40 protein-coding genes are annotated in these 23545 nt (G+C 42.9%); 10 read left to right on the forward strand and 30 right to left on the reverse strand.

Going from position 1 to position 23545, the window contains the following annotated elements; all coding sequences use genetic code 11:
* Window positions 1-3: 3 nt before the first annotated feature.
* The 23 genes from BB781_RS02550 to BB781_RS15540 form a co-directional block, all read right to left on the reverse strand.
* On the reverse strand, window positions 4-222 hold the full coding sequence (locus BB781_RS02550; RefSeq protein ID WP_094226938.1) for a hypothetical protein: 219 nt from the start codon (window positions 220-222) through the stop codon (window positions 4-6).
* Window positions 219-668, reverse strand: a complete 450-nt coding sequence (locus BB781_RS02555; RefSeq protein ID WP_094226939.1) for a hypothetical protein — start codon at window positions 666-668, stop codon at window positions 219-221. Before BB781_RS02555 ends, BB781_RS02550 begins: the two co-directional genes overlap by 4 nt.
* Before the next feature lie 193 nt (window positions 669-861).
* Complete coding sequence (locus BB781_RS02560; protein WP_094226940.1) at window positions 862-1488, reverse strand: hypothetical protein; 627 nt, start codon at window positions 1486-1488, stop codon at window positions 862-864.
* The gene (locus tag BB781_RS02565; protein ID WP_094226941.1) at window positions 1485-1862 is read right to left on the reverse strand and encodes a hypothetical protein; all 378 of its coding nucleotides are present in this window, start codon (window positions 1860-1862) and stop codon (window positions 1485-1487) included. Before BB781_RS02565 ends, BB781_RS02560 begins: the two co-directional genes overlap by 4 nt.
* On the reverse strand, window positions 1859-2323 hold the full coding sequence (locus BB781_RS02570; protein ID WP_094226942.1) for an ASCH domain-containing protein: 465 nt from the start codon (window positions 2321-2323) through the stop codon (window positions 1859-1861). Before BB781_RS02570 ends, BB781_RS02565 begins: the two co-directional genes overlap by 4 nt.
* Window positions 2320-2520 carry a hypothetical protein gene (locus BB781_RS02575; protein ID WP_094226943.1) on the reverse strand — a complete coding sequence of 67 codons (201 nt, stop codon included), beginning with the start codon at window positions 2518-2520 and terminating at the stop codon, window positions 2320-2322. The genes BB781_RS02570 and BB781_RS02575 overlap by 4 nt, the downstream gene beginning before the upstream one ends.
* Window positions 2517-2681 (reverse strand): hypothetical protein, encoded by a 165-nt coding sequence (locus BB781_RS15520; RefSeq protein ID WP_164997749.1) that lies wholly within the window; start codon window positions 2679-2681, stop codon window positions 2517-2519. Before BB781_RS15520 ends, BB781_RS02575 begins: the two co-directional genes overlap by 4 nt.
* On the reverse strand, window positions 2656-3000 hold the full coding sequence (locus tag BB781_RS02580) for a hypothetical protein (RefSeq protein WP_094226944.1): 345 nt from the start codon (window positions 2998-3000) through the stop codon (window positions 2656-2658). The genes BB781_RS15520 and BB781_RS02580 overlap by 26 nt, the downstream gene beginning before the upstream one ends.
* Window positions 3001-3073: 73 nt before the next feature.
* Entirely contained in the window at window positions 3074-4006 is a 933-nt protein-coding gene (locus tag BB781_RS02585) for a hypothetical protein (RefSeq protein ID WP_094226945.1), read from the reverse strand.
* Complete coding sequence (locus tag BB781_RS02590) at window positions 4003-4347, reverse strand: hypothetical protein (RefSeq protein WP_094226946.1); 345 nt, start codon at window positions 4345-4347, stop codon at window positions 4003-4005. The genes BB781_RS02585 and BB781_RS02590 overlap by 4 nt, the downstream gene beginning before the upstream one ends.
* Window positions 4344-4592, reverse strand: coding sequence for a hypothetical protein (locus tag BB781_RS02595; RefSeq protein ID WP_094226947.1), 249 nt, complete (start codon window positions 4590-4592; stop codon window positions 4344-4346). Before BB781_RS02595 ends, BB781_RS02590 begins: the two co-directional genes overlap by 4 nt.
* A complete protein-coding gene (locus BB781_RS02600; RefSeq protein WP_094226948.1) occupies window positions 4589-5959 on the reverse strand; it encodes a recombination directionality factor in 1371 nt (456 codons plus the stop codon). The genes BB781_RS02595 and BB781_RS02600 overlap by 4 nt, the downstream gene beginning before the upstream one ends.
* Window positions 5959-6402 carry a hypothetical protein gene (locus BB781_RS02605; protein ID WP_094226949.1) on the reverse strand — a complete coding sequence of 148 codons (444 nt, stop codon included), beginning with the start codon at window positions 6400-6402 and terminating at the stop codon, window positions 5959-5961. The genes BB781_RS02600 and BB781_RS02605 overlap by 1 nt, the downstream gene beginning before the upstream one ends.
* Window positions 6403-6660, reverse strand: a complete 258-nt coding sequence (locus tag BB781_RS02610; RefSeq protein WP_094226950.1) for a hypothetical protein — start codon at window positions 6658-6660, stop codon at window positions 6403-6405.
* Between the two features lies 1 nt (window position 6661).
* On the reverse strand, window positions 6662-6961 hold the full coding sequence (locus tag BB781_RS02615) for a hypothetical protein (protein WP_094226951.1): 300 nt from the start codon (window positions 6959-6961) through the stop codon (window positions 6662-6664).
* A 9-nt stretch (window positions 6962-6970) separates the two neighbouring features.
* Window positions 6971-7120 (reverse strand): hypothetical protein, encoded by a 150-nt coding sequence (locus tag BB781_RS15525; RefSeq protein ID WP_164997750.1) that lies wholly within the window; start codon window positions 7118-7120, stop codon window positions 6971-6973.
* Entirely contained in the window at window positions 7117-7497 is a 381-nt protein-coding gene (locus BB781_RS02620) for a hypothetical protein (RefSeq protein ID WP_094226952.1), read from the reverse strand. The genes BB781_RS15525 and BB781_RS02620 overlap by 4 nt, the downstream gene beginning before the upstream one ends.
* A complete protein-coding gene (locus BB781_RS02625; RefSeq protein ID WP_094226953.1) occupies window positions 7497-7709 on the reverse strand; it encodes a hypothetical protein in 213 nt (70 codons plus the stop codon). Before BB781_RS02625 ends, BB781_RS02620 begins: the two co-directional genes overlap by 1 nt.
* Window positions 7706-8053 (reverse strand): hypothetical protein, encoded by a 348-nt coding sequence (locus tag BB781_RS02630; protein ID WP_094226954.1) that lies wholly within the window; start codon window positions 8051-8053, stop codon window positions 7706-7708. The genes BB781_RS02625 and BB781_RS02630 overlap by 4 nt, the downstream gene beginning before the upstream one ends.
* Window positions 8053-8217, reverse strand: a complete 165-nt coding sequence (locus BB781_RS15530; RefSeq protein WP_164997751.1) for a hypothetical protein — start codon at window positions 8215-8217, stop codon at window positions 8053-8055. Before BB781_RS15530 ends, BB781_RS02630 begins: the two co-directional genes overlap by 1 nt.
* Window positions 8218-8364 carry a hypothetical protein gene (locus tag BB781_RS15535; RefSeq protein ID WP_164997752.1) on the reverse strand — a complete coding sequence of 49 codons (147 nt, stop codon included), beginning with the start codon at window positions 8362-8364 and terminating at the stop codon, window positions 8218-8220.
* On the reverse strand, window positions 8361-8609 hold the full coding sequence (locus BB781_RS02635) for a hypothetical protein (RefSeq protein ID WP_129582613.1): 249 nt from the start codon (window positions 8607-8609) through the stop codon (window positions 8361-8363). Before BB781_RS02635 ends, BB781_RS15535 begins: the two co-directional genes overlap by 4 nt.
* Window positions 8610-8613: 4 nt before the next feature.
* Window positions 8614-8775, reverse strand: coding sequence for a hypothetical protein (locus tag BB781_RS15540; protein WP_164997753.1), 162 nt, complete (start codon window positions 8773-8775; stop codon window positions 8614-8616).
* Between the two features lie 115 nt (window positions 8776-8890).
* Here BB781_RS15540 and BB781_RS02640 point away from each other — a divergent pair, with 115 nt between their 5' ends.
* The 3 genes from BB781_RS02640 (at window position 8891) to BB781_RS02650 (ending at window position 9953) form a co-directional block, all read left to right on the forward strand.
* On the forward strand, window positions 8891-9274 hold the full coding sequence (locus tag BB781_RS02640) for a hypothetical protein (RefSeq protein WP_094226956.1): 384 nt from the start codon (window positions 8891-8893) through the stop codon (window positions 9272-9274).
* 81 nt (window positions 9275-9355) lie between these two features.
* A complete protein-coding gene (locus tag BB781_RS02645; protein WP_094226957.1) occupies window positions 9356-9604 on the forward strand; it encodes a hypothetical protein in 249 nt (82 codons plus the stop codon).
* Window position 9605: 1 nt separating this feature from the next.
* Window positions 9606-9953 (forward strand): hypothetical protein, encoded by a 348-nt coding sequence (locus BB781_RS02650; protein WP_094226958.1) that lies wholly within the window; start codon window positions 9606-9608, stop codon window positions 9951-9953.
* Between the two features lie 193 nt (window positions 9954-10146).
* On the opposite strand, the gene BB781_RS02655 is transcribed toward BB781_RS02650, so the two are convergent.
* Together BB781_RS02655 and BB781_RS15545 are read right to left on the reverse strand one after the other, a co-directional pair.
* Complete coding sequence (locus tag BB781_RS02655; RefSeq protein WP_094226959.1) at window positions 10147-10965, reverse strand: glycosyltransferase; 819 nt, start codon at window positions 10963-10965, stop codon at window positions 10147-10149.
* A 251-nt stretch (window positions 10966-11216) separates the two neighbouring features.
* Entirely contained in the window at window positions 11217-11378 is a 162-nt protein-coding gene (locus tag BB781_RS15545; RefSeq protein ID WP_164997747.1) for a hypothetical protein, read from the reverse strand.
* A gap of 209 nt (window positions 11379-11587) precedes the next feature.
* On the opposite strand from BB781_RS15545, the gene BB781_RS02665 reads away from it, so the two are divergent.
* The 5 genes from BB781_RS02665 to BB781_RS02685 all read left to right on the forward strand — a co-directional run bounded on the left by BB781_RS02665 (window position 11588) and on the right by BB781_RS02685 (window position 17078).
* Window positions 11588-12934: a serpin family protein gene (locus BB781_RS02665; RefSeq protein WP_094226960.1), complete on the forward strand. Its 1347-nt coding sequence runs from the start codon at window positions 11588-11590 to the stop codon at window positions 12932-12934.
* A gap of 499 nt (window positions 12935-13433) precedes the next feature.
* Window positions 13434-14492, forward strand: a complete 1059-nt coding sequence (gene endA / locus BB781_RS02670) for a tRNA-intron lyase (RefSeq protein WP_094226961.1) — start codon at window positions 13434-13436, stop codon at window positions 14490-14492.
* A gap of 46 nt (window positions 14493-14538) precedes the next feature.
* A complete protein-coding gene (locus BB781_RS02675; protein WP_094226962.1) occupies window positions 14539-14931 on the forward strand; it encodes a DUF2209 domain-containing protein in 393 nt (130 codons plus the stop codon).
* Window positions 14932-14947: 16 nt separating this feature from the next.
* Window positions 14948-16198, forward strand: a complete 1251-nt coding sequence (gene hflX / locus BB781_RS02680) for a GTPase HflX (protein WP_094226963.1) — start codon at window positions 14948-14950, stop codon at window positions 16196-16198.
* Window positions 16199-16403: 205 nt separating this feature from the next.
* Window positions 16404-17078 carry a CehA/McbA family metallohydrolase gene (locus BB781_RS02685; protein ID WP_094226964.1) on the forward strand — a complete coding sequence of 225 codons (675 nt, stop codon included), beginning with the start codon at window positions 16404-16406 and terminating at the stop codon, window positions 17076-17078.
* A 25-nt stretch (window positions 17079-17103) separates the two neighbouring features.
* Here the strand turns inward: BB781_RS02685 and BB781_RS02690 are convergent, their stop codons facing one another.
* The 4 genes from BB781_RS02690 to BB781_RS02705 are packed head-to-tail and all read right to left on the reverse strand — an operon-like array spanning window position 17104 to window position 20554.
* On the reverse strand, window positions 17104-17808 hold the full coding sequence (locus BB781_RS02690) for a dihydromethanopterin reductase (acceptor) (RefSeq protein WP_094226965.1): 705 nt from the start codon (window positions 17806-17808) through the stop codon (window positions 17104-17106).
* A gap of 47 nt (window positions 17809-17855) precedes the next feature.
* Window positions 17856-18443, reverse strand: coding sequence for a DUF447 domain-containing protein (locus tag BB781_RS02695; protein ID WP_164997754.1), 588 nt, complete (start codon window positions 18441-18443; stop codon window positions 17856-17858).
* Window positions 18443-19402, reverse strand: coding sequence for a triphosphoribosyl-dephospho-CoA synthase (locus tag BB781_RS02700; RefSeq protein WP_094226967.1), 960 nt, complete (start codon window positions 19400-19402; stop codon window positions 18443-18445). Before BB781_RS02700 ends, BB781_RS02695 begins: the two co-directional genes overlap by 1 nt.
* Before the next feature lie 6 nt (window positions 19403-19408).
* Window positions 19409-20554, reverse strand: coding sequence for a methanogenesis marker 9 domain-containing protein (locus tag BB781_RS02705; RefSeq protein ID WP_094226968.1), 1146 nt, complete (start codon window positions 20552-20554; stop codon window positions 19409-19411).
* Window positions 20555-20728: 174 nt separating this feature from the next.
* Between BB781_RS02705 and BB781_RS02710 the strand changes: the two genes are divergently transcribed.
* Window positions 20729-20935 carry a hypothetical protein gene (locus BB781_RS02710; protein ID WP_094226969.1) on the forward strand — a complete coding sequence of 69 codons (207 nt, stop codon included), beginning with the start codon at window positions 20729-20731 and terminating at the stop codon, window positions 20933-20935.
* A gap of 84 nt (window positions 20936-21019) precedes the next feature.
* Here BB781_RS02710 and BB781_RS02715 read toward each other — a convergent pair whose 3' ends face one another.
* The gene (locus BB781_RS02715) at window positions 21020-22612 is read right to left on the reverse strand and encodes a glutamate synthase-related protein (RefSeq protein WP_094226970.1); all 1593 of its coding nucleotides are present in this window, start codon (window positions 22610-22612) and stop codon (window positions 21020-21022) included.
* Window positions 22613-22989: 377 nt separating this feature from the next.
* Between BB781_RS02715 and BB781_RS02720 the strand changes: the two genes are divergently transcribed.
* Complete coding sequence (locus tag BB781_RS02720; protein WP_094226971.1) at window positions 22990-23541, forward strand: TMEM165/GDT1 family protein; 552 nt, start codon at window positions 22990-22992, stop codon at window positions 23539-23541.
* Window positions 23542-23545 lie beyond the last annotated feature (4 nt).

A 23545-nucleotide genomic window follows, 5' to 3' on the forward strand; every position in this document is an offset into this window, starting at 1 on the left:
ACTTCATTCGTTTTGGTTCGAATCATGATTCGTTTCGAACTTCTCCCAGGGAGATCTTTCTTCTATCTCCGCTCCGGAGGAAATCTTCTCAAGGTACCGCCCTTCCCTAAAGACTTTGTACTTCGCTCCACATGTACACGTGACTTCCTTCTGGTCCCTCGCAACTACGTGGACAAGTTTGTTGCATTCATGGCAACGCCTGGAGACGGGTATGAATGTCATGAATCCACCTCCGCCATTTTCCGGGCAAACCATTCCTTTGCTTCAGCAACATTCTTGAATTGATAGAGATCAACAGTACGAGGCCAGTTAATCCCGCCTTTCTTCCAGAGCTTGATTGTACTATCTTTGAATTCCTCAAACTTCTGATTCCTCATATCCTCAAGATAGCCATCCACATGATCCTCTTTTTGTTTGGTCACTTTTTGTTCAAGTTTCTGCTGCTTTTCAATCATTCTCACTGTCATAAGACTCTGCTCAAGTTCCATTAACTTCGCCTTTGCCTGTGTTATCTCTTCTTCTATGAGTTTGGACGGGGCCACTATGGACAGGCATGCATCCAGACCCTCTTCGAGAATATCAGAGAATGTTTTACCATGAACTGGTTTTAATGATTCAAACAATATTTTTTTCTCATGATCAACATTCAAATGAATATGAACTTTCATTTTTCCTCCTGGGATGTGTGTGGAGTATATCCTGTTCGCCTATGCGTATACTATGTGTACACATACTATATGCGTAAAAATAGTATCTACTATTTTTAAAAGGCGAACGTTCGCTGCATAGCGTATTTATTGGGGGTTTGGGGGGTTTAGAGTATGCGTATTGTGTACGCATACCCGCACCAATTTATAATGTTTACACCTCTACACCTTCTGAGGAACTATCATTTTCAACAATTTTCTCGATGTATTCTTGTCTGGCATAGTCAGATTCGAATTTACTTTCAAGAATATCTTTTTTCAGAGGCATTGCTAAATTCATCATCTCGACGTCATGGATAATTAATAATGCATCTTCTTTGGAGAGCTCTTTGCACGCCAGAACATCATCCCATGGTTCAAAGATCACTTCTTCATCACAGCTGGTGTACTCTGACATGTGGATATCCTCAGCACACATTTTGAAGAACTGGTCAAAATTGGTTACCTGGCGCTTTGTAGCAGCATCAAATGCCCTGAGCTCTATTACCCCAGGGCCTACAAACCTGAAGTACGGATTCTCTAAGACTTTGAGATAGTTCTTGGCCTTTTTCCAGTTCTTGTCCTGCTTGCTGTCAGGATCTCCAGGGTTGTGCTCCGTGATCCATCCTTTCTGCTCAAGTATGGCAAAAACACACTCATGCACGTAGAACCGAATCTTCTTCTGAAGCTTCATCATCCCCAGGAGGGTGACGTATGAGTCTTTCAGAGCAGTGTTCTTTGGATACACAAACTGTTCTTTGAGAGTACCTGCATTTAAAGGAAGGTTGGATTCAAAATTCAATTTAACCACCTCCTTACAGTTGTCCATGGTACGCTCCGGACACCGTCAAACTCATGCAGCCGCACAAGCCCGGCCTTCATCATCCATGTATGATGTACGACCAGATCCTCGTGTACGATGAAAACGAAAAAACCGTCATTCGATGTGAGGTAAGATAGCTGCTCAGAATCGAATACAAACCGTCCAGATCTGCGACCATTCGAATTGTATGAATCGATGATATTCGTCTGACAAGACTTGATCTCAAGGGGATGTCCTTGCAGGGAGGAATCAACTGGCTGTCCTTCGTGCTGCAAGCCCATGTAGTGAAGTATGGATTGTTCCATTGACCTGCCGTTTCTGGATGCAACGGTATTTGAGAGCGTACGATTCATGCCTCCACTCCCTGGGTGACAGGATAGTATTGGTTTAGGTTCGCATTCACAACACTATCATTGACTCTTGACCAGTTCACACAGCCTTTTGGCATCTTGTAAGGGATATGTCGGTCCAGCTCCCGGACGTTTGACAGGATCCAGCCATACTGTCCAGAAACAAAAGAAAATGGACTGCAGTAATGGCACTCAGAATATGCAGCAAATTTCTCCGGAGTGTCAAACCTTATTGTGCCTGTAATATCCGCTACACACAGGAGATATCCACGGTTCTGCTGCTCAAATCCACTTGCTCCCAGGATGTTCTTGAAATAGATCTTATCTTTCCTCCGGACGTTTCCGCGGGTTGCATAGATGGCAACCGGACCCCTATAGTGGCAGTCAGTAGACCGGATATCCATACACTTGTATCCTTGAGCGATGAGGGCAGCCCAGGGTTGGCGTACTGCAAGTACCTTCATTCTGTCACATCCAGTATCTTGGAGATGAAATCTACGCCTACACATCCTGACTTGCCCTTCAGGTCTACTACCCACGTACCGAGTTGGAGTTCACGTGGTTCGCTACACACTATATACTCTTTTCCAGGCCCTCCCTTCCATGAATGGTATAATACTCTCATCCCTGGATGGAGTAGTTTATGATCTACTCCGGTCATTGCTTTCCCTCCAGTGGACACGTTGACATGTTTCCAGGAACCTTGCCAGTGACATTACAGAACGAGTTTCTCCGAGGTCCTTTCACCGTTTCGATGATGACGGTTTCAAGGTGTTCGCATCCACGGCGTCTGCATTCAGTAGCTGACAGGTGGCTGCTCATCGGGACTCACCTCTCCAAGGGGGGAACTAATCGCAATAATGTTGTTTGACACTACGATACCGGATTGAACATATGCACGTCCGTTGCGAACTTGACAACGAACCATGGTTGAAACCCATTTTTCCTCCTCGTATGCGATATCTCGTCTACCGAAGTCCTTTGATTTCACAACAGAGGAAGGATGTGAATTTTTGTATGGAATGCTTTTTCTTGTCCTTCCTCCTGTGTGACGCTTCTTTGTACTACAGGATATCCTGTCGCCTAACTTAATGTGGTCACGTAGGCGGGCGTACTCTGCTTCAGTGAGTAGCAAGGCCATCATTCATCACCCGTGTCTTCGTCTTTTGGATGTTCCCTGTTCCACTCTTCTATGAATCGTGTCCAGCAGCACATTATGCATCACATCCAGGGAGTTTGACAGTTCCAAGGTTGATCGCCTTGCATAACTGATTCAAAGCACTTGCTTTTTGAATGCAGTTCTGTTCTGCCTTCAACATATTGTCGATACGTTTCATCCAATTAGACGGTGTGGAATCTACAATATCCCATATCACATCGAATGTGTATGTGTTACAGTCATTACTCTTGTACCGCAGGCTGACGGAATCGCCATCTATGCGATAGGATACTGTTTTTGACCCAGGGAGATTGATATATTGTTCATTTTGTTCATCTGATTGGAGGGTTTCTTCCTCTTTTACAGGTGTTTGTTCATCAACATATGAGTCCTGTTCATCTGAAGTCGGTATTTGTTCACAAGATTTGGTGCTTTGTTCACGTTCAGAGAGACATGCGGGGCAAAGCAGATATCCGTCCCTGAATACTATTTGCTTACGTGGAATCATCTCTTTACAGGAACCACACTTCTGGAGTCCTTTATTCCTCTCACGCTCTTCAAGCTCAATTTCAAAACACCCCTTGCATATTTTGCCACCATCTTCAGAAAGTGTTCCATCAGTGGTGCTATGCAGAGTGCCACATCCGGAACATAGGAATTGCTCATCGTCTGGATGGGTTCCATGTGTACATTCTTCCAGACAACTCCTGCAGTGAAATGCATGATCTATGTACTTCACTTCGTGGCCGGCAAACAGTCCGCCACAGTCCGCACACTGTATCTGCTCAACGCCTTCCACTCGTCTTGGAATTCTCACGATTTCCACTTTTGACTCAACCACAATTGGCAGTTTACATGTCCTGCAGCCATACATCTCATAATCAACCTTGCCGGGGGTAAAAGATGGAACTGGAGACGGTTGGTTGATACTGCCACAGTACGGGCAAAGTATGTGGTCTGAAGGTAGACTGGATATCTCTGAGCTCATTGAGAACTACCTCCTTGCTCAGCTGCAGCTTGTTGCCTTCTGCGGTATGCATCTTCGTACTCGTCCAATCTACTCTGGTTGGCGTCTGTTGGGTATATGTGCCACTGGCTCAGCTTGTCCTCGTCAACAACAGCTGCGATCTTGAGCTTGATCTTTGCAGATTCAAAGAGATGCCTGGCAAGCTCTTCCTGATCAGGTACTTCGAGGTATTGTCCTTGCGATCGAAGTGCATCATTGTAGTCGGCCACAAGACCGATCACATGTTCTTTGGTAAGCTCACGAATAGGTTTGCTGACCTTCTCCGGAAGATCGGATATGAGGAAGGTTCTATCAAGATTCATTCCGCCGCCTCCTCGGATATCTTCTCTGCAATAAGCGCGTCAACAACATCATGGCAGTCAAGTCCGCCTTTGAGCTCATCCAGTAAGATCTCAACGTCTGCGATGGATTCTATAAGGATATCTCTTGCCTCAGCGGAGTTATGTCCGGATGAGCTCAGATATCCTGAAATTGAGAGGTGTAGATCAGCACACCTGTCCTGCAGTTTTCTTGCATTGCAGTTTCGGTCTATGGAAAATATACTCATGCTGTCACCACCGTTTCAGAGTAGAATTCTTCCTGGACGTCTCTACATTCCTCTGGTGATTCAGGCAATGCCAACATAGTCGCTGCTTTTGCTTCAATGCGTGCTATCTGGTCGGGAGTTGCCAGTCTGGTTGCAGCACAATTCAGTAGATCTCCTATTGTTCCGCGGTATTCGATGTTCACCATGTAGATAGTAGTGATATTTCGAGTTCCCGGGATCACTGTGGTTTTTGGTTGCAGGGTGAGCATTAATGGGAGGCCTGCCAGTCTGCCACCGGTCATGCCGTGGATGAATTCTATCGAAGACATGAGGTTTCTGATGGAATTCCACCCGGTGGTCCTGAACTTCCAGACTCCTCCTACCCGGGGAGCATCCTGCAGTACAACAGAGAGCACACCATTTGGTTTGCACAGTTTATGCAGTGCATAGTCGCACGTATCAGGATTGCATGGTATCTGTGTGCCGTCTGCTTTTACGGCGATCTCGCCATTTCCACGGCACTGGCATTGTGCTGAATCATAGTGAGCCAGGGAGGTGAAAAAGTTGAGAGATGGTTCGTCGTATAGTAGTATCACCGGGATCTCTGTGCAATTTGGTCCAAGTTTTGCCATTATGGCAGTATCTTCCACGAAATCATCATTTTCCTTCTGCATTGTCGTGATGACGAAATGATCCAGTTTCTGTGGTGGCCGGAATTGTTTTCCTTTTCCTGACGTGGTCGTCTTTCCTTTGATGCCTATTTTGATGTGCCCGCATTCGCACAGCTGGGGTATTAGGCCTTTGATACCTCTTATTGGCTGTAGAGGAATGGAGTATACTGCGACATGTTGGGGGATATCTGGTACCGGTTCATCGACAGGCTTATTATTTTCAGGGGCCTTATTCTCCCTGGGAGATTCTTCAGGCTCCTGAACGTCGTCGGCAAACTTCTGTTCATCATCTGGGGTTTCTTCCAACTGCTTCTGCTTCTCATAGGCTTCCCATCCGATGATCAGTACGGCAGGGGGAATTCCTCCGTGTGCATTTGCCTTGGTACAGCACGCTGCACAGAGTATTTGACCCCACATCTTGCGGGCAGATTCTGCCAGACTGAATGACACAGTCGTATTGCAGATTTCACAGGCCGCACCCTTGCCTGCACCAACAGTACCATTCACACACATCTCCTTGAGTGTGTTCAGATATGGGTCTTCAGTGTCCTCAAAAATCCTTTCTGTGCCTTCATATCTGAATATGACATGCTTACTAAAATCCACGCCATACGGAGTTCCTTCTTTGTCTATCATCCATACTGTATGGTTTGTTTTCTTGAATCCGGCTGATTCCAGGATAGGCACAAGAGCCTCTTTGTTGAGTTGCATTGCCATCACTGACCACCTCTTTTGAGGACCTCTGCAATTGCACTTGAGATCTCTTCCAGCCCGCGCTTCATATCTGCATGGATCAGTTCGTAGACTTCTTCACCACTCTCCAGCTTTCGGGAGATGGTGACCTGTGCAGATGGTTTGATGTTGCCTTTTGAGTCTACCTCTGCACCTACTTTTGTGGATATTTCATAGGTCTGAGTATGGGTGATGAACTGGGTGTTCACAGAGTATGGGAACTCCAGTTCTACCGGTTCGACGTGTTCGTCGTGTGCTTCCCGTAGGGATCCGCCGAGGATCTTGATCACAGCCCTGGCAGCTGCCACGATGTCTATATCACCGATATCCTCTCTGGTCTGGATTGTCCTGTCAAGGAACTCGGTGTATGTCAGGGTCTCTTCCAGGCCGGATTCGACGAACAATACTTGGATTGCTTCGTTGGCCATTTAGTTCTCCCCCTGCGCCATTACTTTGGCGATCCTTACTCTTTCATGGAAAGTATCTACAATGCAGCAGACCCTCTCAAGTTCTTCCTTATTCCGATTTGCGCGGATGTCGTCGTCTATGGTCATTATAGCCGCATGCCCAAGGATGGCTGGTACCTTACGTTCGTCAAGATGTCGAAGAATGCCTTCACGAACTGATCGTATATTCTCAGCTACAAGGAGCTCCATGAGATCCTCTTTTGTGTGTGTTTTTTCCATTTCACATCACTTCTCCACCAACAATGATCTCTTTCCTCCCGTGAAAGTCAAGGGAGTGTGTCACGTCATCGCTCATCGAATAGAGCAGTGCACCAACTCTCATGGCCACCGGGGTGGGTGCTTTTCCGTATACAATTACGTGTGCTCCTTCAGGTGCTTGAGATATTTTGAGGCTCACGTACTCCATAAAAGAGCGGATATCTTCTTCGTCGTAATCTTTCCATGGGTCGATGTGGTTGCGCATTACGCCTCTTGGGACCTTGTTCAGGTCTATTGCAATTTCTACTTCTGTGTCATTCATTTTATTCACCTATTTTCGAAGGAGTCCGCAACGGCTGTGTGAATATGGGGTTATTGGGTGGTACAGAACAGTACCGTTGCGGACAATGATGATTGCAGGAATCGGACGCTGCACCTGGACACCAGTATCATCAAAAACGGAGGTAATGGAGGAACTCATGTGGAGTCGGGTTCCTCCGGGTCACAATTTTTAAGGGCTTTGAGGACTGCGTATTCGCTTTCATGCCCTATCATCGCAAGTGTCCGGGCACTGGCATGAGGATTCTCTCTCTTGAGCTGCCTGATCCGGGACAACCGGTCAGGAGAAACTCTTGTATGAGCAGCTATACCAACTGCGTATCTATGGTCGACATGGCCATTCCTACGCCCAGGTCCGGTTGGAGGATCCTGCCTGAGCCCAACGGATATTAGCTGCACCGCCGTACCCGTCCATCCGCAGTTTCCACACCTATATCCTCCCAGACGGATCCTGCGTATGATGGAGATAGAGTTGCATCGCGGACAGGATTTCCGTGTGACCAGGGCAATGTCTATCATTATTCGTCCCCGTCTTCGAAGATCTTGTCCTGGCATGCCTGGCAAAGGCCTGTCATCATGTATTCGTTCATGGCCCGGCCGTCACGAAACTCTTTGTCGGGGTCGATCGTGGCTTCACATTGAGGACATTTGCGGGCGTTGACCAGTTCCTGTATGCCCGGATACATGCTGCGGGTTAATCCGCTCAGCTGAGGGATGGGAAGGGAGGTCATGCGTTGGCCTCCTGTGCTTTTCTCGCGGTGAGCATCACGTGCAGATCTTCCTGGTAGTATTGTGCCATCTTCTCGGGTGAGATGTTCCGGATGAATTGCTGGCCACATGCATCACATCTCCAGCTGGAGGTTGCACCGTTGCCGTCAGTGACCCTTGCATCGACACAGCGTGCCTGTTTGCTGCCGCATACTTTGCAGGTCGTACACTGGCCGAGGGCAGACTTGCAAAAGTCCTCTGCGTGATTCTGGCGACGTTCGTCCATGCCATCAGAGAGCCAGTTCTTGTCTGTTCCACGGACCGTACCCGGAGTGACTCCACGCCCTCTGCTGCGTCGGGAGGCCATCAGTCCACCTCTGCAAGTATTCGCTGTACGGTTGTAAGATAATCTTCAGGCTCCTGGACGTCGTCGGCAAACTTCTGTTCCTGGAAAAGTCCTATTTGATCATCATAGCGGAGGTCGTACTTCTCGATCTGTTCTTCGAGTTGGCCACTGTATGGTACGGGCATCTACTCCTCTCCTGCGTATCTTCTCAGGTCAGCGATGATCTGGCGCTCTACTTCTGAACCATTCTCCATGGCCAGTATAGTAGATGGTTTGGCACGGTCAAGTTCATATTTACACTTCTGGCGGATGTGTTCAGGTATGTCGCTCATGCTGGTACCACCATTGATATACCGGCAGAACCACCGAACCAGCCCTGAGGGATTGTGATCTCGTGCCCAGTTGTTTTCATGTTCGTCAGTATTCTTGCTTCTGCAGCCGCGTGTTTGATGAGGCCACATACAAGATCACTCTGCCCCAATTTGTTGCAGTAGTGCGAACCTATCAGATATTCCAAGTCATCGAGGGTCATTTTGTCCATCGAGAACGATTTAACTTCACATCTTCTCTTACTCATTTTTTCAATTCCTTTCTATTACATCCAGTCCGGCAACGATGGCAGCTCTCAGTACCTCGCTCTTCTTCACGAACCTACCATTTTTCGACAAAGTTTCTACTCTATCAACCATCTCACGCGGGGCATAGAATCCTACATACCTGAGTTTGTCTGATTGTACTGTCATGTTACTAACCTGTTAGATAACCAGTTAGTTAAACAACGTATATAAAATTATTGTTAACATAGTTACTAACCAGTTTGTAACTTCTTTTATATTGGTTAACAACTAACTACTGCACATGGTACAGTCTGGGCGAAGGAAAGTAGCAAAATCATATGCAATGGATGAATATCTCATCGAGCGAGTTGCTACACTCGCAGAAACTGGAAAATATGGGAGTCAGTCAAATATCGTTTCTCTGGCGGTTGCAGAGTTCCTGGCACGCAACGAGTCTACCATCAGAGAACAACAGAGCTCAGCTGTTGCAGAACACATCTCCGATTACCTGAAAAGTCCCGATGGCAAGGCTCTGATTAAATCAATTATCAGTGAGTCACTATCAGTAACAAACACGAAGCAGAAAGAGACAGTTTCACCTAAAGAAACCACAAAAAAGAATCCTGTTGTAATCGCTACTGAAGAATACGTAACTGACGATATTCTTGGTAGAGAACTCAAATAAATATTACTTTCACTCTACTTGGCTTGCCCTTATATGGCATTGTCAACATGCACTCCGTATAAAATATACAGGTGTGATAACATGGCCATATTTTTTAATTTCCAGAGCAAATGTCCAAACTGCGAAGATATACATCCTTCTAAAGTTGAAATTACCGAAGCAGAGTTAATAGAGATGTTCAGGGATTGGGTCATCAATCACGAAGACAACCTGGAAGTTTATTGTTATGGAGAGGTCTTTGTGGCTACAACCAACCAGAAGGTAATCAGCGACTATACAAATTCAGTGGGCGGGGAAATATCAGTTGCTATAAGAGTTGACAGTGAGTAATATGTTCATAAAAAGCAAGTGCCCATACGAAAATAGAACATGTTATCATGATGTTTGTTTCCGCATCAAAAAAGAAGTAATGGTTAATGGCGAAGAGCACACCGAGCGCCAAACGATCAAAGACATTGAGATCGCAGATACAGTGTCTGAGGAAGAACTGGCCAGTTGTATAATATGCGAACTCAAAGGCCACATGTACGATGGCATGACCACCGGGGAGTTCTGCAAGCTACTCAAAAATTACTATGGTGTTGCTTCCAGGTACTGCTGTGATCTGCTGCAGAGGATGAAAGTAGAATTGGATATGTACTGTCCTGACAGGCAGCATTTGTATTTTGTAAAGTGCTAGAAATATATTGAGTAAAGAGTTTTTCAGGATGGAGCATATAATCGAGTGAGTTTGGTTCGAATCATACCCTTCGCATGTTTGTAAGGGGATATAGGTAACTATAATTTTTTGTACGCTTGTTCAAAAACAATGATATCATCTAACAATTAAAGTTTTCGGAGAGTGTGTTTGGCCGTATGTCATGGGCATAAAATCAGCTAAAAATGAATGTCAATCTAGAAAAAATGGTTTCAATAATACGAAGTAATAGAAATATTACTATAGCTACAATAATTTGATCTTTAATATTTTGAACTCTCGTTGTTGGAAACGCTATCCTTAAGTAATTATATACCTGATAGTTTTCTCTAAAAGAGTCTAGTAAACTATGGCGGTATTGAAAGGGTACAAAGGGTCCAAGATTGTAAGTTCCAATTTTTAAGTTATCTCTTGCAGCAATACGAATCAGCTCTAACATAATAAACTCATTTCCCAAGGTGCCCATTTTAATTTTTTCTAACAACGATGGACCAACTAGAACACAATCTAAACGGGGTTCCAGAAGAATAACGCCATATTTTTTTCGTAAAAAGGAAGATATTTTTGGGTTGAAAAAATCATATATAGTTTTTTTTCTGAGAAATGGGTCTTTTTCAGGCAATAGGAGAGAATGCCTACCTTCAATTCCAAATCTAATAAAATTCAAAAGATATCGCTTGTCATACCTTTCGATATTGTGTGAATATTCTGGAATTAGTGCATATTCTGTTTTGACAGCATACATTCCTGATAAAAGAGTTTTAGTGTGTCCATAATTGTTGGAAATTTCTATAACTACTATGTTTTTATCTGCTTCTTTTGCTTTTTTTGTTGTATTGTCCGCTGAGCCGTCGTTTATTAGAATTATATTGTTTAAACCAAAGCTATGAATAGAGTTTATTATGCCTTTTATGTAAGTTTCTTCATTAAAACATGGAAGTATCACAGTAACATTTGATGATAAATCATAATCTGTTTCAAGAGTGCGTTCCATACCCAATTAACCACCTTTTATCAATGTTTGCTATCAATTTACTTGAATCTATCTAATTTATTCTCTTCAAACCTCTTCCCACATCTCCAACCTTTCCCTAACATGAGCATTAAGTGTGAATGGCTTATCAGCTTCAGTATTCTTCTTCATGTAATGGAGAGTACCTTTAGAAAGTCCTCGTATTATCCGATCAGATTGGGTACTTAAAAAACAGAAGTGTCAATATATCTCACCAGAGCCTTCTGATCTCATCACTCCTGGTGACCTTCAACCTTGCCGCCATCATAATCGCAGTGGGTATTAATCACACCTCGGAGCATGGGTTTATAGTTGGCATCATCGTCATATTTTGGAACGACTATTGAATCTTTGTCTTCAGGTGCTCTTTTCTTTTCATTGGGCTTTGACTTCATGTTACCTCTTCCGAGTAATATTTTTTGAAATAATATATGCCCCACTAACAACACAACACAATGGAACGTGTTACTATATCTTTTTGTTGGATTGCACTTTATCTATCCTTGGTTGTACAAATCATACCAACATCTCCACTCAGTCTCATTTAAAAGAACTTAAATAAAAGAAAAATTATACTCTAGTATAAAAAAATAGTGGTTTTGTCATGATAAATAGAATAATGTTATTGATAATGCTTATATTTAGCGTATTGCTTTGTTCAGGGTGTATTGAAGATACAAATGCCAATAATTCATCAGAAACGGAGATTTCATCAAATTCAGAGGGTCTGCCAAATATAGTCATTATAGAAACTAATGAATCATCTGTCAACGATAATACTTTAGATGTAGATTCTACGATATATGCTGACACAGTTGAAGATTATGATATCGCAGCTGCGAACAATGCCTTTGGTTTTGATATTTATTCAATCATAAATAATAACGATGAAAATGTCTGCTTTTCACCCTATAGTATATTCACTGCAATGGCAATATGCTATGATGGATCTGAAGGTTCTACAAAAGACCAGATATCAAATGTATTTTACTATCCTCTCAGCAAACCGGTTCTTGAAGGAAGTTCAAAAGAGATGATAGATACAATCAATTCTAACAACGGTGCATATGATCTTAAAACTGCAAATGCCCTATGGGTTCGTGAAGATTATCCATTGAATGAACAATATACCTCAACTGTGAAAAACTACTATGGTGGAATGATAACTCCGCTTGATTTTGCAGGGCAACCGGGAGAGTCTAGACTTATTATCAATAGTTGGGTTGAGAATAAAACCAATAATAAAATAAAAAATCTACTGGCTGAAGGATGCTTTGATGGACCTGCAAAGCTGATAATTACCAATGCCGTCTATTTTAATGGTACGTGGCTACAAGAATTTAAAGAAGCTGATACACGAAAAAGAGTATTTCGTCTTTCCGACGGGCAGGAGAAGAAAGTTGATACAATGTATGCCATAGGGACATACAGTTATGGAAAAGATGAAAACGCACAGATATTAGAATTACCATATAGGGGTGATGATATTAGCATGTACATTATTCTTCCATCTGAAAATAACATTGAAGATTTCGAAAATGAGTTTACGTCTAATTATTACAATGCTTTAAAAAATAAACTTAATTCCTATGAAGTTAAAATCCTGTTGCCAAAGTTCACATTCAAAGCAAGGGCTGAATTAAATGGACCATTACAGGATATGGGAATTGTTGACGCCTTTGATTCTTCGGATGTGGCTGATTTTTCGGGCATCAGTGACACTAGTGGTTTATCCATAACCGAAGTGGTTCATCAGGCATACATTAGTGTGGATGAAAAAGGAACTGAAGCTGCTGCAGCAACAGAAATCGCAAGTTATGACTCATTACCTTATTATAAATATGAGTTTACGGCAGATCATCCTTTCATGTTCTTCATAGAAGATAAGAGGACGGGCTGCATACTTTTCATGGGAAAAGTCGAAAGCCCAGAATATGAGGAAATGTCATAATGGCATTTTCTCAACCATTATTTTGTCTCTATACATTCAGTTGATATTAAAAATAAAAATCAGTATCCTTTTTTTCTTGTTTACAATGGGATGCCCTCGCATGAATTGTGCAAGATCCTTAAGGATAAGTTTGGTGTCCTGGAACTATATTGTTGTTACCTGGTACTACAACTGAAGATATGAACTGGATATGAACTGGATATGAACTGTCCGAATCATTAGTATTCGTACGTTGTGTAATGTTTCGGGCGAAAAGCCAATAGGTTCCGCATGGAATTCGACATTACCTTCTTATTATTCTGCTGCACGAAATAATCTAATAATGGCTCAAATGTCCAAAGCTATTAAATAATAAACTTAGCATTCGTACGTACTAATAATTGACATAATTGGTGTGTAATAAGTACCCAAAAATATGGGACTATGGTTAAATAGGTAGTTCAATATTTCAATCCATAGACATTAGTATGCATATTCTTATTTATTTAAGGTGAATTTTTTGATTGGAAAACTTGTAGAAGATAGGGTAAAAGCCGGGAAACAGGCTATTAATGAGCTGTATAATACCGGGTATTACGGGCGTCCAAAGGGCGATGTTCTTGAACTTACACTTGTTGAGGCTGCATATCTGCTTTACAAGAACAGGCTTGAGATCGAGGTGGATGAAAAGACCCTTACATTTCAGGAGTTTTTCACAGAAGCCTCTAAAAGACAACAGTTCTTTGAACTGAAATATATCGTTTACAAGGACCTTCGTGAGAGGGGTTATTATGTCCAGCCCAGTGTTACGGACTTCAGGGTATATCCAAGGGGAGGTCATCCCGGCAAGACCCAGGCAAAGATGTTTGTCTACGTAAGGTCCGAGCGTATCCCGATGCTTCTAAAGGATCTGGTTTCCCAATACAGTGCAGCTGCAAACGTTCGCAAGCAAATGGTACTTGCTATTGTAGATGAGGAAAGTGATCTCACTTATTATGAGGTCAAAATAGCAGATATAAAAGGCAGCATGGATGCCCTTCCATCTCAGGATGAGCCTGTTCCTGCAACTATGCTTGAGGACCGTGTCCTTGTATGGGATAAAGATGCTTCGCATTTGCTTTATGAAAATGGATTTTACGGCAAGCCTCTTGATGACGACCGTCTCCAGTTATCCCTTGTAGAATCCGCATACCTGCTGGAGCAGGATATCATAACTATCATTGATGGCACAGAGGGTAGTATTCTCAGCCACGAGCGATTTTCAGGAATAGCATCTTCTATTGATCCAGATTTTATGCGTAAGTATATCACTTATGTAGATCTTCGCAGCAGGGGATTTGTTCCAAAGACCGGTTTTAAGTTCGGTACTCATTTCAGGGTGTACAACGAAGTCAAATCACTCATCAAACTTCCTCACTCAGAGTATCTTGTCCATGCAATCCCGCATGACTATGAATTCTTCCTTCCTCTCATGTCCAGGGCCGTAAGGCTTGCCAACAGTGTCCGCAAACAGATGCTATATGCCGTGGAGTATGCCAGCGGTATCGAGTATATTGACATCGGCAGGATCAAAATGTAAAGATTCTGCTCAAACTTATATAATATACCTGTCTTTGCTTTAGCAGATGTTTGATATAATCGCAGTGGATATTTCAGGACGTCATAAGACAGGTGATGAATATCTAATGGTATGTGCGGCTGTTGCTGCTTCTGTTACAGCTGACCACATCGAAAAGATTAAACAGATAGCCATAAGATCATTCAGGAGCAAGTCCTCGCCGGATATTCCGGATGTTGTGACGATGGTTGAAGAGACTGTTTCAGAACTGAAGTTCGGTGGTACTATTGTCACAGAAGCAGGTGATATGTACAATAAACCTCAATGGGTTATTGACAGTATGTTCTCCAGTGATTTCAAATACCAGGAATCTCTGAGTGAAAGACGATGTATCGAACTTGCTCACCATGTCTCTCTTGGTGCAAGAAAACTTCTTCTGAAAGAGCTGGGTATTCAATGACAATCCAGGTATACTTATGAAAAGTGCCATTATAGTGAAAAGAAACGATCCAAGAACTGAAGATGAAGAGAATGAGCTTCAGATGAATGAACTCAGGGAACTGGCTGCAGCAGCAGATTATAAGATCATTGGTGAAATGGTACAGGCAAGGCATCCGGATCGGAAGTATCATATTGGCAGGGGTAAGGTTGATGAACTGGCACAGATGGTTGCGGAGCTTTGTCCCGATAAAATAATATTCCATAATCCGCTCAGTACAATGCAGGTGTACAATCTCTCAGAGATATGCCGCTGCGAGACCATTGATAAGTTCCAGCTCATCCTCGAGATATTTGCAACCAGAGCCACCACTCATCGTTCCAAGTTGCAGGTCGAACTTGCAAGGCTCCAATACGAGCTTCCACGAGCAAGAGCTATCATATCCATCCTTAAAAAAGAGGAAAGACCGGGTTTTATGGGTCTAGGGGGCTATGAAGACTCCTATGCACAGGATATAAAGAACAGAATGATCCGAATTAGAAGTGAACTGGAGACAATTCTGAAGGATAACGAATCCCTCCGGGCCCTCCGGCACTCCAGGGGTTTTTCACTGCTGGCACTTGCCGGATATACCAATGCAGGAAAAAGTACCCTTTTCAATGCTCTTGTGGATGAAGAGGTGCCAGCCCGGGACATGTTGTTCACTACGTTGCTCCCCACCACGCGTTCATTGAATGTGCATGGAAGGGAAGTCCTGTTAACCGACACCGTTGGATTTATAGAAGATCTTCCTCACTGGATGATAGATGCATTCAGATCCACTCTTGATGAGATATTCCTCGCTGATGTTGTTCTCCTTGTTGTTGATTCCTCAGAATCTCTGGAGATTATACGCAAAAAATTGCTTGTATGTCATGAAACGATGTGGGATCAATTGCAGGACGTGGCCATTGTGACCGTTTTCAATAAAATGGACCTCATATCAGAAGATGAGCTGGCTCAACGCATGTTAAGTCTAGGGTATCTTGCCCCTAATCCTGTGATAGTGTCTGCAAAAACAGGATTTGGATTCAATGAGCTTAAGGTGCAGATAAGTGATCTGCTTCCAAAGTGGGAACGTATAAGTCTTTCTTTTCCGATGTCAGAAAAAGGGATGTCCATAGTTGCATGGATTTTTGCGGAAGGCATTGTTCATAGTATTCATTATGATGAAAAAGTTTCAATAGATTTTGAAGCAAGGGACAAGATTATAAATAAAGCCATTTCTTTAGCAACAGAACTGTCTTGAATTGCATTATATTTGGCATTAATTTATTTTATTGTCAGCGATATATATATATGCGATAAGGTAGTTAGTATATATGCGAACGGGAAATCTTCTCTATTGTACCACCAATCCTATCCAACCACCCAACCACCAAAATTTTATTGCCCGTTCGCATAACTCCTGTTTTTAAAATATCTTTATAAACTCTGAAGGCTATGGTATATCCATGAAGTTTGACCTTCACGTCCATTCACATTATTCGAAAGATAGCAATGCCAGTCTAGACGATATTCTTGAATATGCATCCAAAAACGGACTGGATGGTTTTGCCATATGTGATCATGATACTATAGAGGGCGGCATTGCATGTTCCAGAAGGGCAAAAGAACTGGGTTCAAGCCAGATAGTCATACCGGGTGTGGAGGTAAGTTCCTCTAAAGGTCATATACTTGTGCTCGGTGTCCGTGAACCTATTGATCCCGGATTAAGTCCGGAGGAAACTATCAAAAGGGCACGCCAACAGGGTTCAGTTGTTATAATTCCTCACCCTTTTAAGATTACATCTCATGGTATTGGCTATTTGGAAGGACTTGATACAGATGCTGTGGAGGTGCTAAACTCCCGCTGTATCACTGACGGTCCCAACAATAAAGCCAGAAAAGCTGCTCTGGAACTGGGACTTCCCATGGTTGGCGGAAGCGATTCCCATGAAGCACAGATGGTGGGCAGATCCTATACTGAAATTGAAACCGGATCCACGACTGTTGAAGGTGTGCTGGATGCTATACGCAAAGGTCATACAAGTCCCGGGGGCAGAAAGACACCTGTATTATTTGTTGTCAAGCAAATGTTTGCCGGTCACATGAAAAAGATAGGTAAACGCCTTGGTAAAAGCAGGTAAAAGAGTAATGTACTAATTAATCAGGCTATATGTCCTGCAGGATTCCCGGTATATCTTCGGGTTTTTCCAGTACTGTAATACCCTCAAGTTCCCTGATAAGATTTACATTTCTGGTATCAATATCCCTTACTTTCAGCTCAACTGGCCCGCCTTTGATCGCTTTGAAATTGCAAAGTTCCTTGCATATCCCACATCCGTTACATTTTAGCAGGTCTACCTGGTCAGTTATGGCATTATTCGGACAGTTCTCTCTTGGGGGGCATGGATCACATTTCTGGCAGAGTTCCCTGGCAATTCCAAAGGGAAGCTCGGATATGATAACACCTGCTATGTCAACGGGAATAACATAGACCGGCACTCCTCCTTTTACAGCCTGTGCAACAGCATTGCTTACAAGTGAATCTGCTGTTCCGTATGCGATCTTGGATACAGTGTTCGATGTAGCAGGAGTTACAACAAGGGCATCATATTTATCCAGCAGGAAACGTCCTGTTTTTGGCCAGCTTTTACCTTGCTGTGTTTCAAGGAATATTTCCTCAAGGTATTCCCCGCAGGATATTGTTTTCAGTTCTTTTTCAAGTCCGTACATCCTCACCACTTCTTCAGCAGCGCTGGAAAGAAATGTATTCACCAGGATGTCGTATTCACTCTTTATCTTCCTGAAAACCGTAAAACTGGATGTAAGGAAATGGCCGGCTCCGGTAATTCCCCATGCTATCGTTTTTGTCATAGGGGGAAAATAGTCTTTTTGATATTAATTCTTTTCATTGGTGTGTGTTACAGAAAGCCATACAACAGTCTCATTGCTTCCTTTTCGTTATCTCCGCCACATTTGTCCACTATATCTCCGTATGCCTTGATAAGCTTGAGATATTTATCTTCGCCCGTAAGCTGGTATCTCGTTGCATGTATGCATGCTTCAATGACTCCAAAAAAAGCACGGTTAGGAGCTCTTATCAGACACTTGTTGACATGGCCCCTTATGGGTATCAGTTCTGCTACGAGTGCTTCAGATGTAAGTTTAGTGTTCGTACACTCAAAAGCAACCCAGCACTGGGCTTTTTTGAGGGTAACTAAACTCCTGCAATTAAAATTGATGGTTTGAAAATCCGAATCTTCAAGGTCTGTAAAAGTAGAATTGACAAAGACCAAAGGGTCCCAGGTAATATTTGCAACAAGGACTTTCTCCGAAAGTACATTATCGTAGGTCGTTGAGTCTTTGAACAAGCGTATGAACAATTTGTCTTTCTTGCGGATAATGCCCATTGGTGCAGCGTTTGATGTCCATCCCCGGTTTGTTGTAACAATAGTTTCTGAGATCCCTTCGTAAATCCCAAAATCATCAAGGTTTAAATTTTTAAGCATCAGAACCTAACTCCTGCAAGCAATGAGATGAACAGACCTGCAATGACTATGTCTGCTGTGGATCCCGGATTAATCTTTTTTTCAAGAAGCTCTTTGTCCAGTTCATTTATTAATGGTACTATAATATTAAAGTTTTTATCGATATTATACATTTCTTCAATTATTACTTTAGCCTTTTCTGAGACATAAATAGCGGTTTGCGAATCGTATTTTGTGCTGATGAATGTATCTTCATTCTCAGAAAGTATCTTCAGGAACGCATAGATGGTGACATCATTGATGTCAGCTTTTATTTTAGACGGATTTAGGTTGCCACTCATGCCATTAATTATTGTTTCTGCGCACAAGGCACATCTCTTAAAACCAGTAACCCATTCGTTGGCTATAATGTCATATCCTCTGGCAATGTCCATGAGTTTGTAAAGGCTCATATCCTTTTCGTTGAGTTCATCGATAACATTCTTATTCTGCAAATCAAATTCTTCCGCAGGGTTTACTTTAACTCCTGCTACTTCAAAACAGCTATAGAAGTCTACAGAATCGGTTGTGTCTGTATTCCTCACGATCCTATATGCGCATTCTACCAGTTGTTGAATAGTAAAAGGCTCATCATCCTGCAGTATCTCGCCAGCAGCCATTGCAAGCGGTACCAGCAGTATGAATGCTCCGAAATGAGTATTTCCTCCTCTTTGCCATCTTACACTTTCTGTAACAGCATTCCTGATGAATCTGCCCACACCTTTTATCTTTGCTGAAGCTTCCTCAACTGCCGGATACATACTGATGGCTGACGCAAGGAAATGTTCGTAACGTGTATCCTCATAGTCATCGTGCCTGTCAACATTGCCTGGTTTTGGGGAAGCAGATACTTCAAGGCACATTGCAAGCTGTGCACAGCGGGCAATATAGGAAGGGATGGGATAATTCCCCCTGTCAATTGTGTAAAGTGAATCGTTCATGTCTGGTTAATTCTTTGGGCCGTTGATGGGTTTTTTAGCATTATCTATTATATAATCAGCAAGCTCTTTTTTCAGGCGCATATATTCTGCATCAGAAAGACCCAGTGTCTCTAGTACACCATCTCTCAGGAAGCATGGTTTTGATATCTTGCAGCACCAGACCAGACTTCCAAAACATGTACTGTCCCCGAATTCAAGCATAGTCCCTTTGGCAAATTCCATCTTGATATCTGTAAATTCCTGTGCACTGTAGCCCAGTTTCATTATATTGTTGTGTACGGGGCATGGTTTTACAGGCAGGCAGCAAAAAGCAAGACCTCTCAGGTCCCCTTCTCCTCTGCAAATATGTTTTGGTGCATTGTACCAACCCATGTCTTCCTGCTGGGCCGATATGTCCCGGACAAGCTGGCTAATAAGATGTGTGTCTTCAAGAACTCCCCTTGCAACGGAAACCATATTTGCTCCCCTTGTGAACATCTCCTTTGCAGCATCTATGTCAGTGACAGAGTTATTGCATATAAGGAACATCCTTGTGGAATCACGTATGTTCTTTATAAGTTTAAGATCAGCTCCAAAGCCTTCTTTCATGGCATCCAGATGAAGTATGTCAGCACCTGCAGATTCTATTTTCCTTACCAGCTCAATGTCATCTATTACATTTGCGCGTACCTTGACAGAAAGTACAACTCCTGTTTCCTTGATCATACCAATCCAATCACAAAGCCTAGGAAGCTCCGCAAGAAGTGCCTGTCCAGCACCGATGTCTGTCATTTCCTTCTGCCTGCAATGTGCATCCAGTTCAAGGATTGCACCTGCATCCTTTATGATCTTTGCAGCTTCAATAAGAGGTTCTATGGTTGCACTCCTGACATTGACACCTATCATAGGTCCCTCATCTACGGCTTTAATCTCATTTTCAATTAGTTTTAAAGGCTCATCAGATGTGAATTCTTCTCTTCCTCTTGTAATTATCTCTGAGGCTGCTTTCTGTGTAGCAGCATCAAGGCTGTATCCGCCAATTATTACAAGTCCTGCATCTTTTGCCCTTTCATTTGCAAAACTACTGCTGGTTATTCCTCCCATTGGGGCAAGTGCAATGGGGTTTTTGAAACATAAATTTCCGACCTTAATATCAAAAAGATTATCAGACACGTTTTTACCTCTGGTAAATGCAAATTATCATATATGTCGCTGAATAATGATAGATTCTATTATTAATATAACGCTGCATCTTTGAACAACTCAAAATCTAAATACTATCAGCGCAAACATTTCAAATAACCATAGATTGAATCCTGTGGTAGTATAAAGTGTGGAGGTAAATTCATGAACTGTATTGTTTGTGGTATTGAAAGTAAAACAAAGTATTGTAATGAGTGCGGTAAGGTCATGGACGAACTGATAAGAACAATAGGTGAAAAACGCTGGAGTAATATCGATGATTGTTCTTTTATTTACCCGATGGTGCTAAGGGTTGCCAGGGGTGAACTTAACATCTACGATATAATTCAGGCACTGGAAGTTGAAGATTAACCGACTTCCTCTTTTCTCAAAAAGAATAGCAAAAGAAGTATAATGCAAAAAAATAAAAAAGAAAAGTAAGTATTACCTTACTTTTTATCCGTCAAGTATCTCTTCTGCGATGTCCCTGTAGGCATCCATCACATAAGCAATACCGGATACCTTTGCTGCTTCTTCTGTAAGTGCCATGACATCTTTACGTGATATTGTTGGGAGGCTGAATCTCCTGGATCCGGCCATCAGCTGCTGCAGGCCAACCCTTGTCTTTTCAGAGTAAGAGTAGATACCGATAGCTCCCAGTGGGATCTCATTTATCTGACTTCCATAGCGCTCTTCCAGTTCCTCGTAGTGCACGAAGATCTCTTCTTTCCTGTGACCAAACTCAGAAACTGTCTTTGGAAGGTCTCCTTCATCGAGCCACTTGCCGATGTTCTTTCCAACCATTCCGGGGATCATAAGGCCACGACCCATGCATACTGCCTTAAAGTATGGGGCACCCATTGCCAGAACCTTGTAAATTCCATCTTCGCTTGAGAATCCGCCAGCCATTGCAAGGTCAGGTACTTTCTTACCCTTTGAAGTGAGTTTCTGTGCGAACTCGTATACAAGTGACTGCAGGTAGAAGGTTGGCGTTCCCCATTCTTCCATCATTGGCCATGGGCTCATACCGGTTCCGCCAGGAGCACCGTCATAGGTGAGCAGATCTATCTTTGCATCGGAACTGTATTTGATAGCCATTGCAGTTTCTGCCATAGAGTAAGCACCAGTCTTAAGTGTGATACGTTTGAATCCTAGATCTCTGAGCCTGTCACACTCTGCGTGGAATCCTTCTTCTGTAACAAAGCCAAGCCTTGAGTGTCTCTCGAATTCCCTTATGGCTCCCATCTTGTATGCTTCCTGAACAGATGCAAGCTCAGGGTCAGGAGTTACGATGTATCCTCTCTTCTTGAGTTCAATTGCGCGGTCAAGGTCCTTTACCTTTATTTCTCCACCAATGCATTTTGCACCCTGGCCCCATTTGAGTTCAATAGTGTCCATTTCGTGCTTGCTGGAAAGGTATTCTGCTACACCGAGGTTTGTGTCCTCTACGTTCATCTGGACAAGCATTTCACCGTAGCCGTCATAGAACTTTTTGTAGAGCTCAATCCTGCGGTCCATTTCAGGGGATTCTTTTACAAGGCCGTCACCGCCCCTCTTAAGTTCAGGGTCAACACCACAAACGTTCTCACCACAAACGATGGTAATACCAGAAATAGCCGCACCGATGGCGAAGTGTTCCCAGTTCTTCCTTGCAATATCGGTGGAACCTAATGCTCCGGTGAAGATTGGTACCTTCATTTTAATTTTCTTAGTCCATCCGTATTCTGTTTCGGTATTTACATTCGGGAATCTTGCAGTTTCAGGGCCAGGAACCATGCCTTCCGGCATACCGATTGCACCTACTGCATATCCCTGTATGTTCAGGTGGGAGTAGTCAATAGGATAGTTCTTGTCTGCGCCGGCAGTGATCTCACCAAAAGGTCCGGGGTACAGGACTTCACGTCCTCTAAAAGTAGATTTGAATATTTCACAGTTTCCACGACATCCGTCCACACAACGTGTACAGATACCTGACATCGGTACTACACTCTTGGACCTGTTGAAGGTCTGAGTAGCTTCATTTGCATTTGGTTGCCTAAGATTACCCATGCTTTGTCACTTCCTCTATTTTATACTACATGTTTTACAGGTCGGTCTTCCTACTTTCGACCTGTTCTTAACCATCTGGATGGCAATAGTAGGATTACGGTTGGCTTGTGCTCTTATATATAGTTTGCTATTTTTCAGGTTTAACCTGGTTTTAATATCGCTATTCAGCAACCGCTTGCCGTCTATTAGTATTTATTACTATTTCATTATTCGGACATTTGGATACTGCTTATGATCATATATTTTGCCCTGACCCCATTTCACTATATATTGTCTTAAATTAAGATATTCGAATATAATAAAAACTTACAGGAATACCAGACCGGGCAAAGACTGGTTTAACATAGTTTAAATAATAAGTTGATGATGTACGTCACATGATTCCGGATATTCTTATCCCTTTCCTACTTGTAGGCCTTGCTGAACTGGGTGATAAGACTCAGCTTGCGGTACTTGTCTTGTCTACAAAAACAAGAAAATATACCTCACTGCTTGCCGGTGTGATGCTGGCATTCATATTAACAGATGGTCTTGCAATTCTATTGGGAAATTTCATTGCCAACAAGGTTCCAATGGACTATGTGCGCATAGGAGCAGGCATACTTTTCATTATTTTTGGCCTGACAACCCTGCTGAAGAAGGAAAATGACGATGACGATGGTTCATACGAGTTGAAAAGTCCCTTCATATCCGGATTTGGCCTTATCCTCGTTTCGGAGCTGGGCGATAAAACACAACTTGCGGCTGCTCTTTTTGCTACGCAGTACGATCCTCTTCTGGTATTTATAGGTGTGATTTTTGCATTGCTCCTGCTCTCTGCCATGGCTATTTACGTAGGGAAGATGCTTATGGAAAAGATCAACAAAAAGACCATCTCAACGGCAGCAGGTATTCTGTTCATTGTGATCGGTGTTTCGTTCTTCCTTTGAGGTA

The sequence above is a fragment of the Methanolobus psychrotolerans genome (assembly GCF_002243045.1).
Classification (GTDB): domain Archaea; phylum Halobacteriota; class Methanosarcinia; order Methanosarcinales; family Methanosarcinaceae; genus Methanolobus; species Methanolobus psychrotolerans.

Excerpts from the sequence above, each read along its gene's own strand:
- BB781_RS02665 (WP_094226960.1), top strand. The coding sequence starts at position 11,588 with ATGATAAATAGAATAATGTTATTGATAATGCTTATATTTAGCGTATTG.
- BB781_RS02640 (WP_094226956.1), top strand. The coding sequence starts at position 8,891 with ATGGTACAGTCTGGGCGAAGGAAAGTAGCAAAATCATATGCAATGGAT.
- BB781_RS02620 (WP_094226952.1), bottom strand. The coding sequence starts at position 7,497 with ATGATAGACATTGCCCTGGTCACACGGAAATCCTGTCCGCGATGCAAC.
- BB781_RS02625 (WP_094226953.1), bottom strand. The coding sequence starts at position 7,709 with ATGACCTCCCTTCCCATCCCTCAGCTGAGCGGATTAACCCGCAGCATG.
- BB781_RS02635 (WP_129582613.1), bottom strand. The coding sequence starts at position 8,609 with ATGAGTAAGAGAAGATGTGAAGTTAAATCGTTCTCGATGGACAAAATG.
- BB781_RS02610 (WP_094226950.1), bottom strand. The coding sequence starts at position 6,660 with ATGGAAAAAACACACACAAAAGAGGATCTCATGGAGCTCCTTGTAGCT.
- BB781_RS02675 (WP_094226962.1), top strand. The coding sequence starts at position 14,539 with ATGTTTGATATAATCGCAGTGGATATTTCAGGACGTCATAAGACAGGT.
- BB781_RS02685 (WP_094226964.1), top strand. The coding sequence starts at position 16,404 with ATGAAGTTTGACCTTCACGTCCATTCACATTATTCGAAAGATAGCAAT.
- BB781_RS02615 (WP_094226951.1), bottom strand. The coding sequence starts at position 6,961 with ATGAATGACACAGAAGTAGAAATTGCAATAGACCTGAACAAGGTCCCA.
- BB781_RS15535 (WP_164997752.1), bottom strand. The coding sequence starts at position 8,364 with ATGAGCGACATACCTGAACACATCCGCCAGAAGTGTAAATATGAACTT.
- BB781_RS02715 (WP_094226970.1), bottom strand. The coding sequence starts at position 22,612 with ATGGGTAATCTTAGGCAACCAAATGCAAATGAAGCTACTCAGACCTTC.
- BB781_RS02600 (WP_094226948.1), bottom strand. The coding sequence starts at position 5,959 with ATGGCAATGCAACTCAACAAAGAGGCTCTTGTGCCTATCCTGGAATCA.
- BB781_RS15520 (WP_164997749.1), bottom strand. The coding sequence starts at position 2,681 with ATGAGCAGCCACCTGTCAGCTACTGAATGCAGACGCCGTGGATGCGAA.
- BB781_RS02700 (WP_094226967.1), bottom strand. The coding sequence starts at position 19,402 with ATGAACGATTCACTTTACACAATTGACAGGGGGAATTATCCCATCCCT.
- BB781_RS02565 (WP_094226941.1), bottom strand. The coding sequence starts at position 1,862 with ATGAATCGTACGCTCTCAAATACCGTTGCATCCAGAAACGGCAGGTCA.
- BB781_RS02695 (WP_164997754.1), bottom strand. The coding sequence starts at position 18,443 with ATGCTTAAAAATTTAAACCTTGATGATTTTGGGATTTACGAAGGGATC.
- BB781_RS15530 (WP_164997751.1), bottom strand. The coding sequence starts at position 8,217 with ATGCCCGTACCATACAGTGGCCAACTCGAAGAACAGATCGAGAAGTAC.
- BB781_RS02575 (WP_094226943.1), bottom strand. The coding sequence starts at position 2,520 with ATGACCGGAGTAGATCATAAACTACTCCATCCAGGGATGAGAGTATTA.
- BB781_RS02585 (WP_094226945.1), bottom strand. The coding sequence starts at position 4,006 with ATGAGCTCAGAGATATCCAGTCTACCTTCAGACCACATACTTTGCCCG.
- BB781_RS02605 (WP_094226949.1), bottom strand. The coding sequence starts at position 6,402 with ATGGCCAACGAAGCAATCCAAGTATTGTTCGTCGAATCCGGCCTGGAA.
- BB781_RS02555 (WP_094226939.1), bottom strand. The coding sequence starts at position 668 with ATGAAAGTTCATATTCATTTGAATGTTGATCATGAGAAAAAAATATTG.
- BB781_RS02645 (WP_094226957.1), top strand. The coding sequence starts at position 9,356 with ATGGCCATATTTTTTAATTTCCAGAGCAAATGTCCAAACTGCGAAGAT.
- BB781_RS02630 (WP_094226954.1), bottom strand. The coding sequence starts at position 8,053 with ATGGCCTCCCGACGCAGCAGAGGGCGTGGAGTCACTCCGGGTACGGTC.
- hflX (WP_094226963.1), top strand. The coding sequence starts at position 14,948 with ATGAAAAGTGCCATTATAGTGAAAAGAAACGATCCAAGAACTGAAGAT.
- BB781_RS02550 (WP_094226938.1), bottom strand. The coding sequence starts at position 222 with ATGACATTCATACCCGTCTCCAGGCGTTGCCATGAATGCAACAAACTT.
- BB781_RS02690 (WP_094226965.1), bottom strand. The coding sequence starts at position 17,808 with ATGACAAAAACGATAGCATGGGGAATTACCGGAGCCGGCCATTTCCTT.
- BB781_RS15545 (WP_164997747.1), bottom strand. The coding sequence starts at position 11,378 with ATGAAGTCAAAGCCCAATGAAAAGAAAAGAGCACCTGAAGACAAAGAT.
- BB781_RS02595 (WP_094226947.1), bottom strand. The coding sequence starts at position 4,592 with ATGAGTATATTTTCCATAGACCGAAACTGCAATGCAAGAAAACTGCAG.
- BB781_RS02655 (WP_094226959.1), bottom strand. The coding sequence starts at position 10,965 with ATGGAACGCACTCTTGAAACAGATTATGATTTATCATCAAATGTTACT.
- BB781_RS02580 (WP_094226944.1), bottom strand. The coding sequence starts at position 3,000 with ATGGCCTTGCTACTCACTGAAGCAGAGTACGCCCGCCTACGTGACCAC.
- BB781_RS15525 (WP_164997750.1), bottom strand. The coding sequence starts at position 7,120 with ATGAGTTCCTCCATTACCTCCGTTTTTGATGATACTGGTGTCCAGGTG.
- BB781_RS02570 (WP_094226942.1), bottom strand. The coding sequence starts at position 2,323 with ATGAAGGTACTTGCAGTACGCCAACCCTGGGCTGCCCTCATCGCTCAA.
- BB781_RS02710 (WP_094226969.1), top strand. The coding sequence starts at position 20,729 with ATGAACTGTATTGTTTGTGGTATTGAAAGTAAAACAAAGTATTGTAAT.
- BB781_RS02590 (WP_094226946.1), bottom strand. The coding sequence starts at position 4,347 with ATGAATCTTGATAGAACCTTCCTCATATCCGATCTTCCGGAGAAGGTC.
- BB781_RS15540 (WP_164997753.1), bottom strand. The coding sequence starts at position 8,775 with ATGACAGTACAATCAGACAAACTCAGGTATGTAGGATTCTATGCCCCG.
- BB781_RS02720 (WP_094226971.1), top strand. The coding sequence starts at position 22,990 with ATGATTCCGGATATTCTTATCCCTTTCCTACTTGTAGGCCTTGCTGAA.
- BB781_RS02650 (WP_094226958.1), top strand. The coding sequence starts at position 9,606 with ATGTTCATAAAAAGCAAGTGCCCATACGAAAATAGAACATGTTATCAT.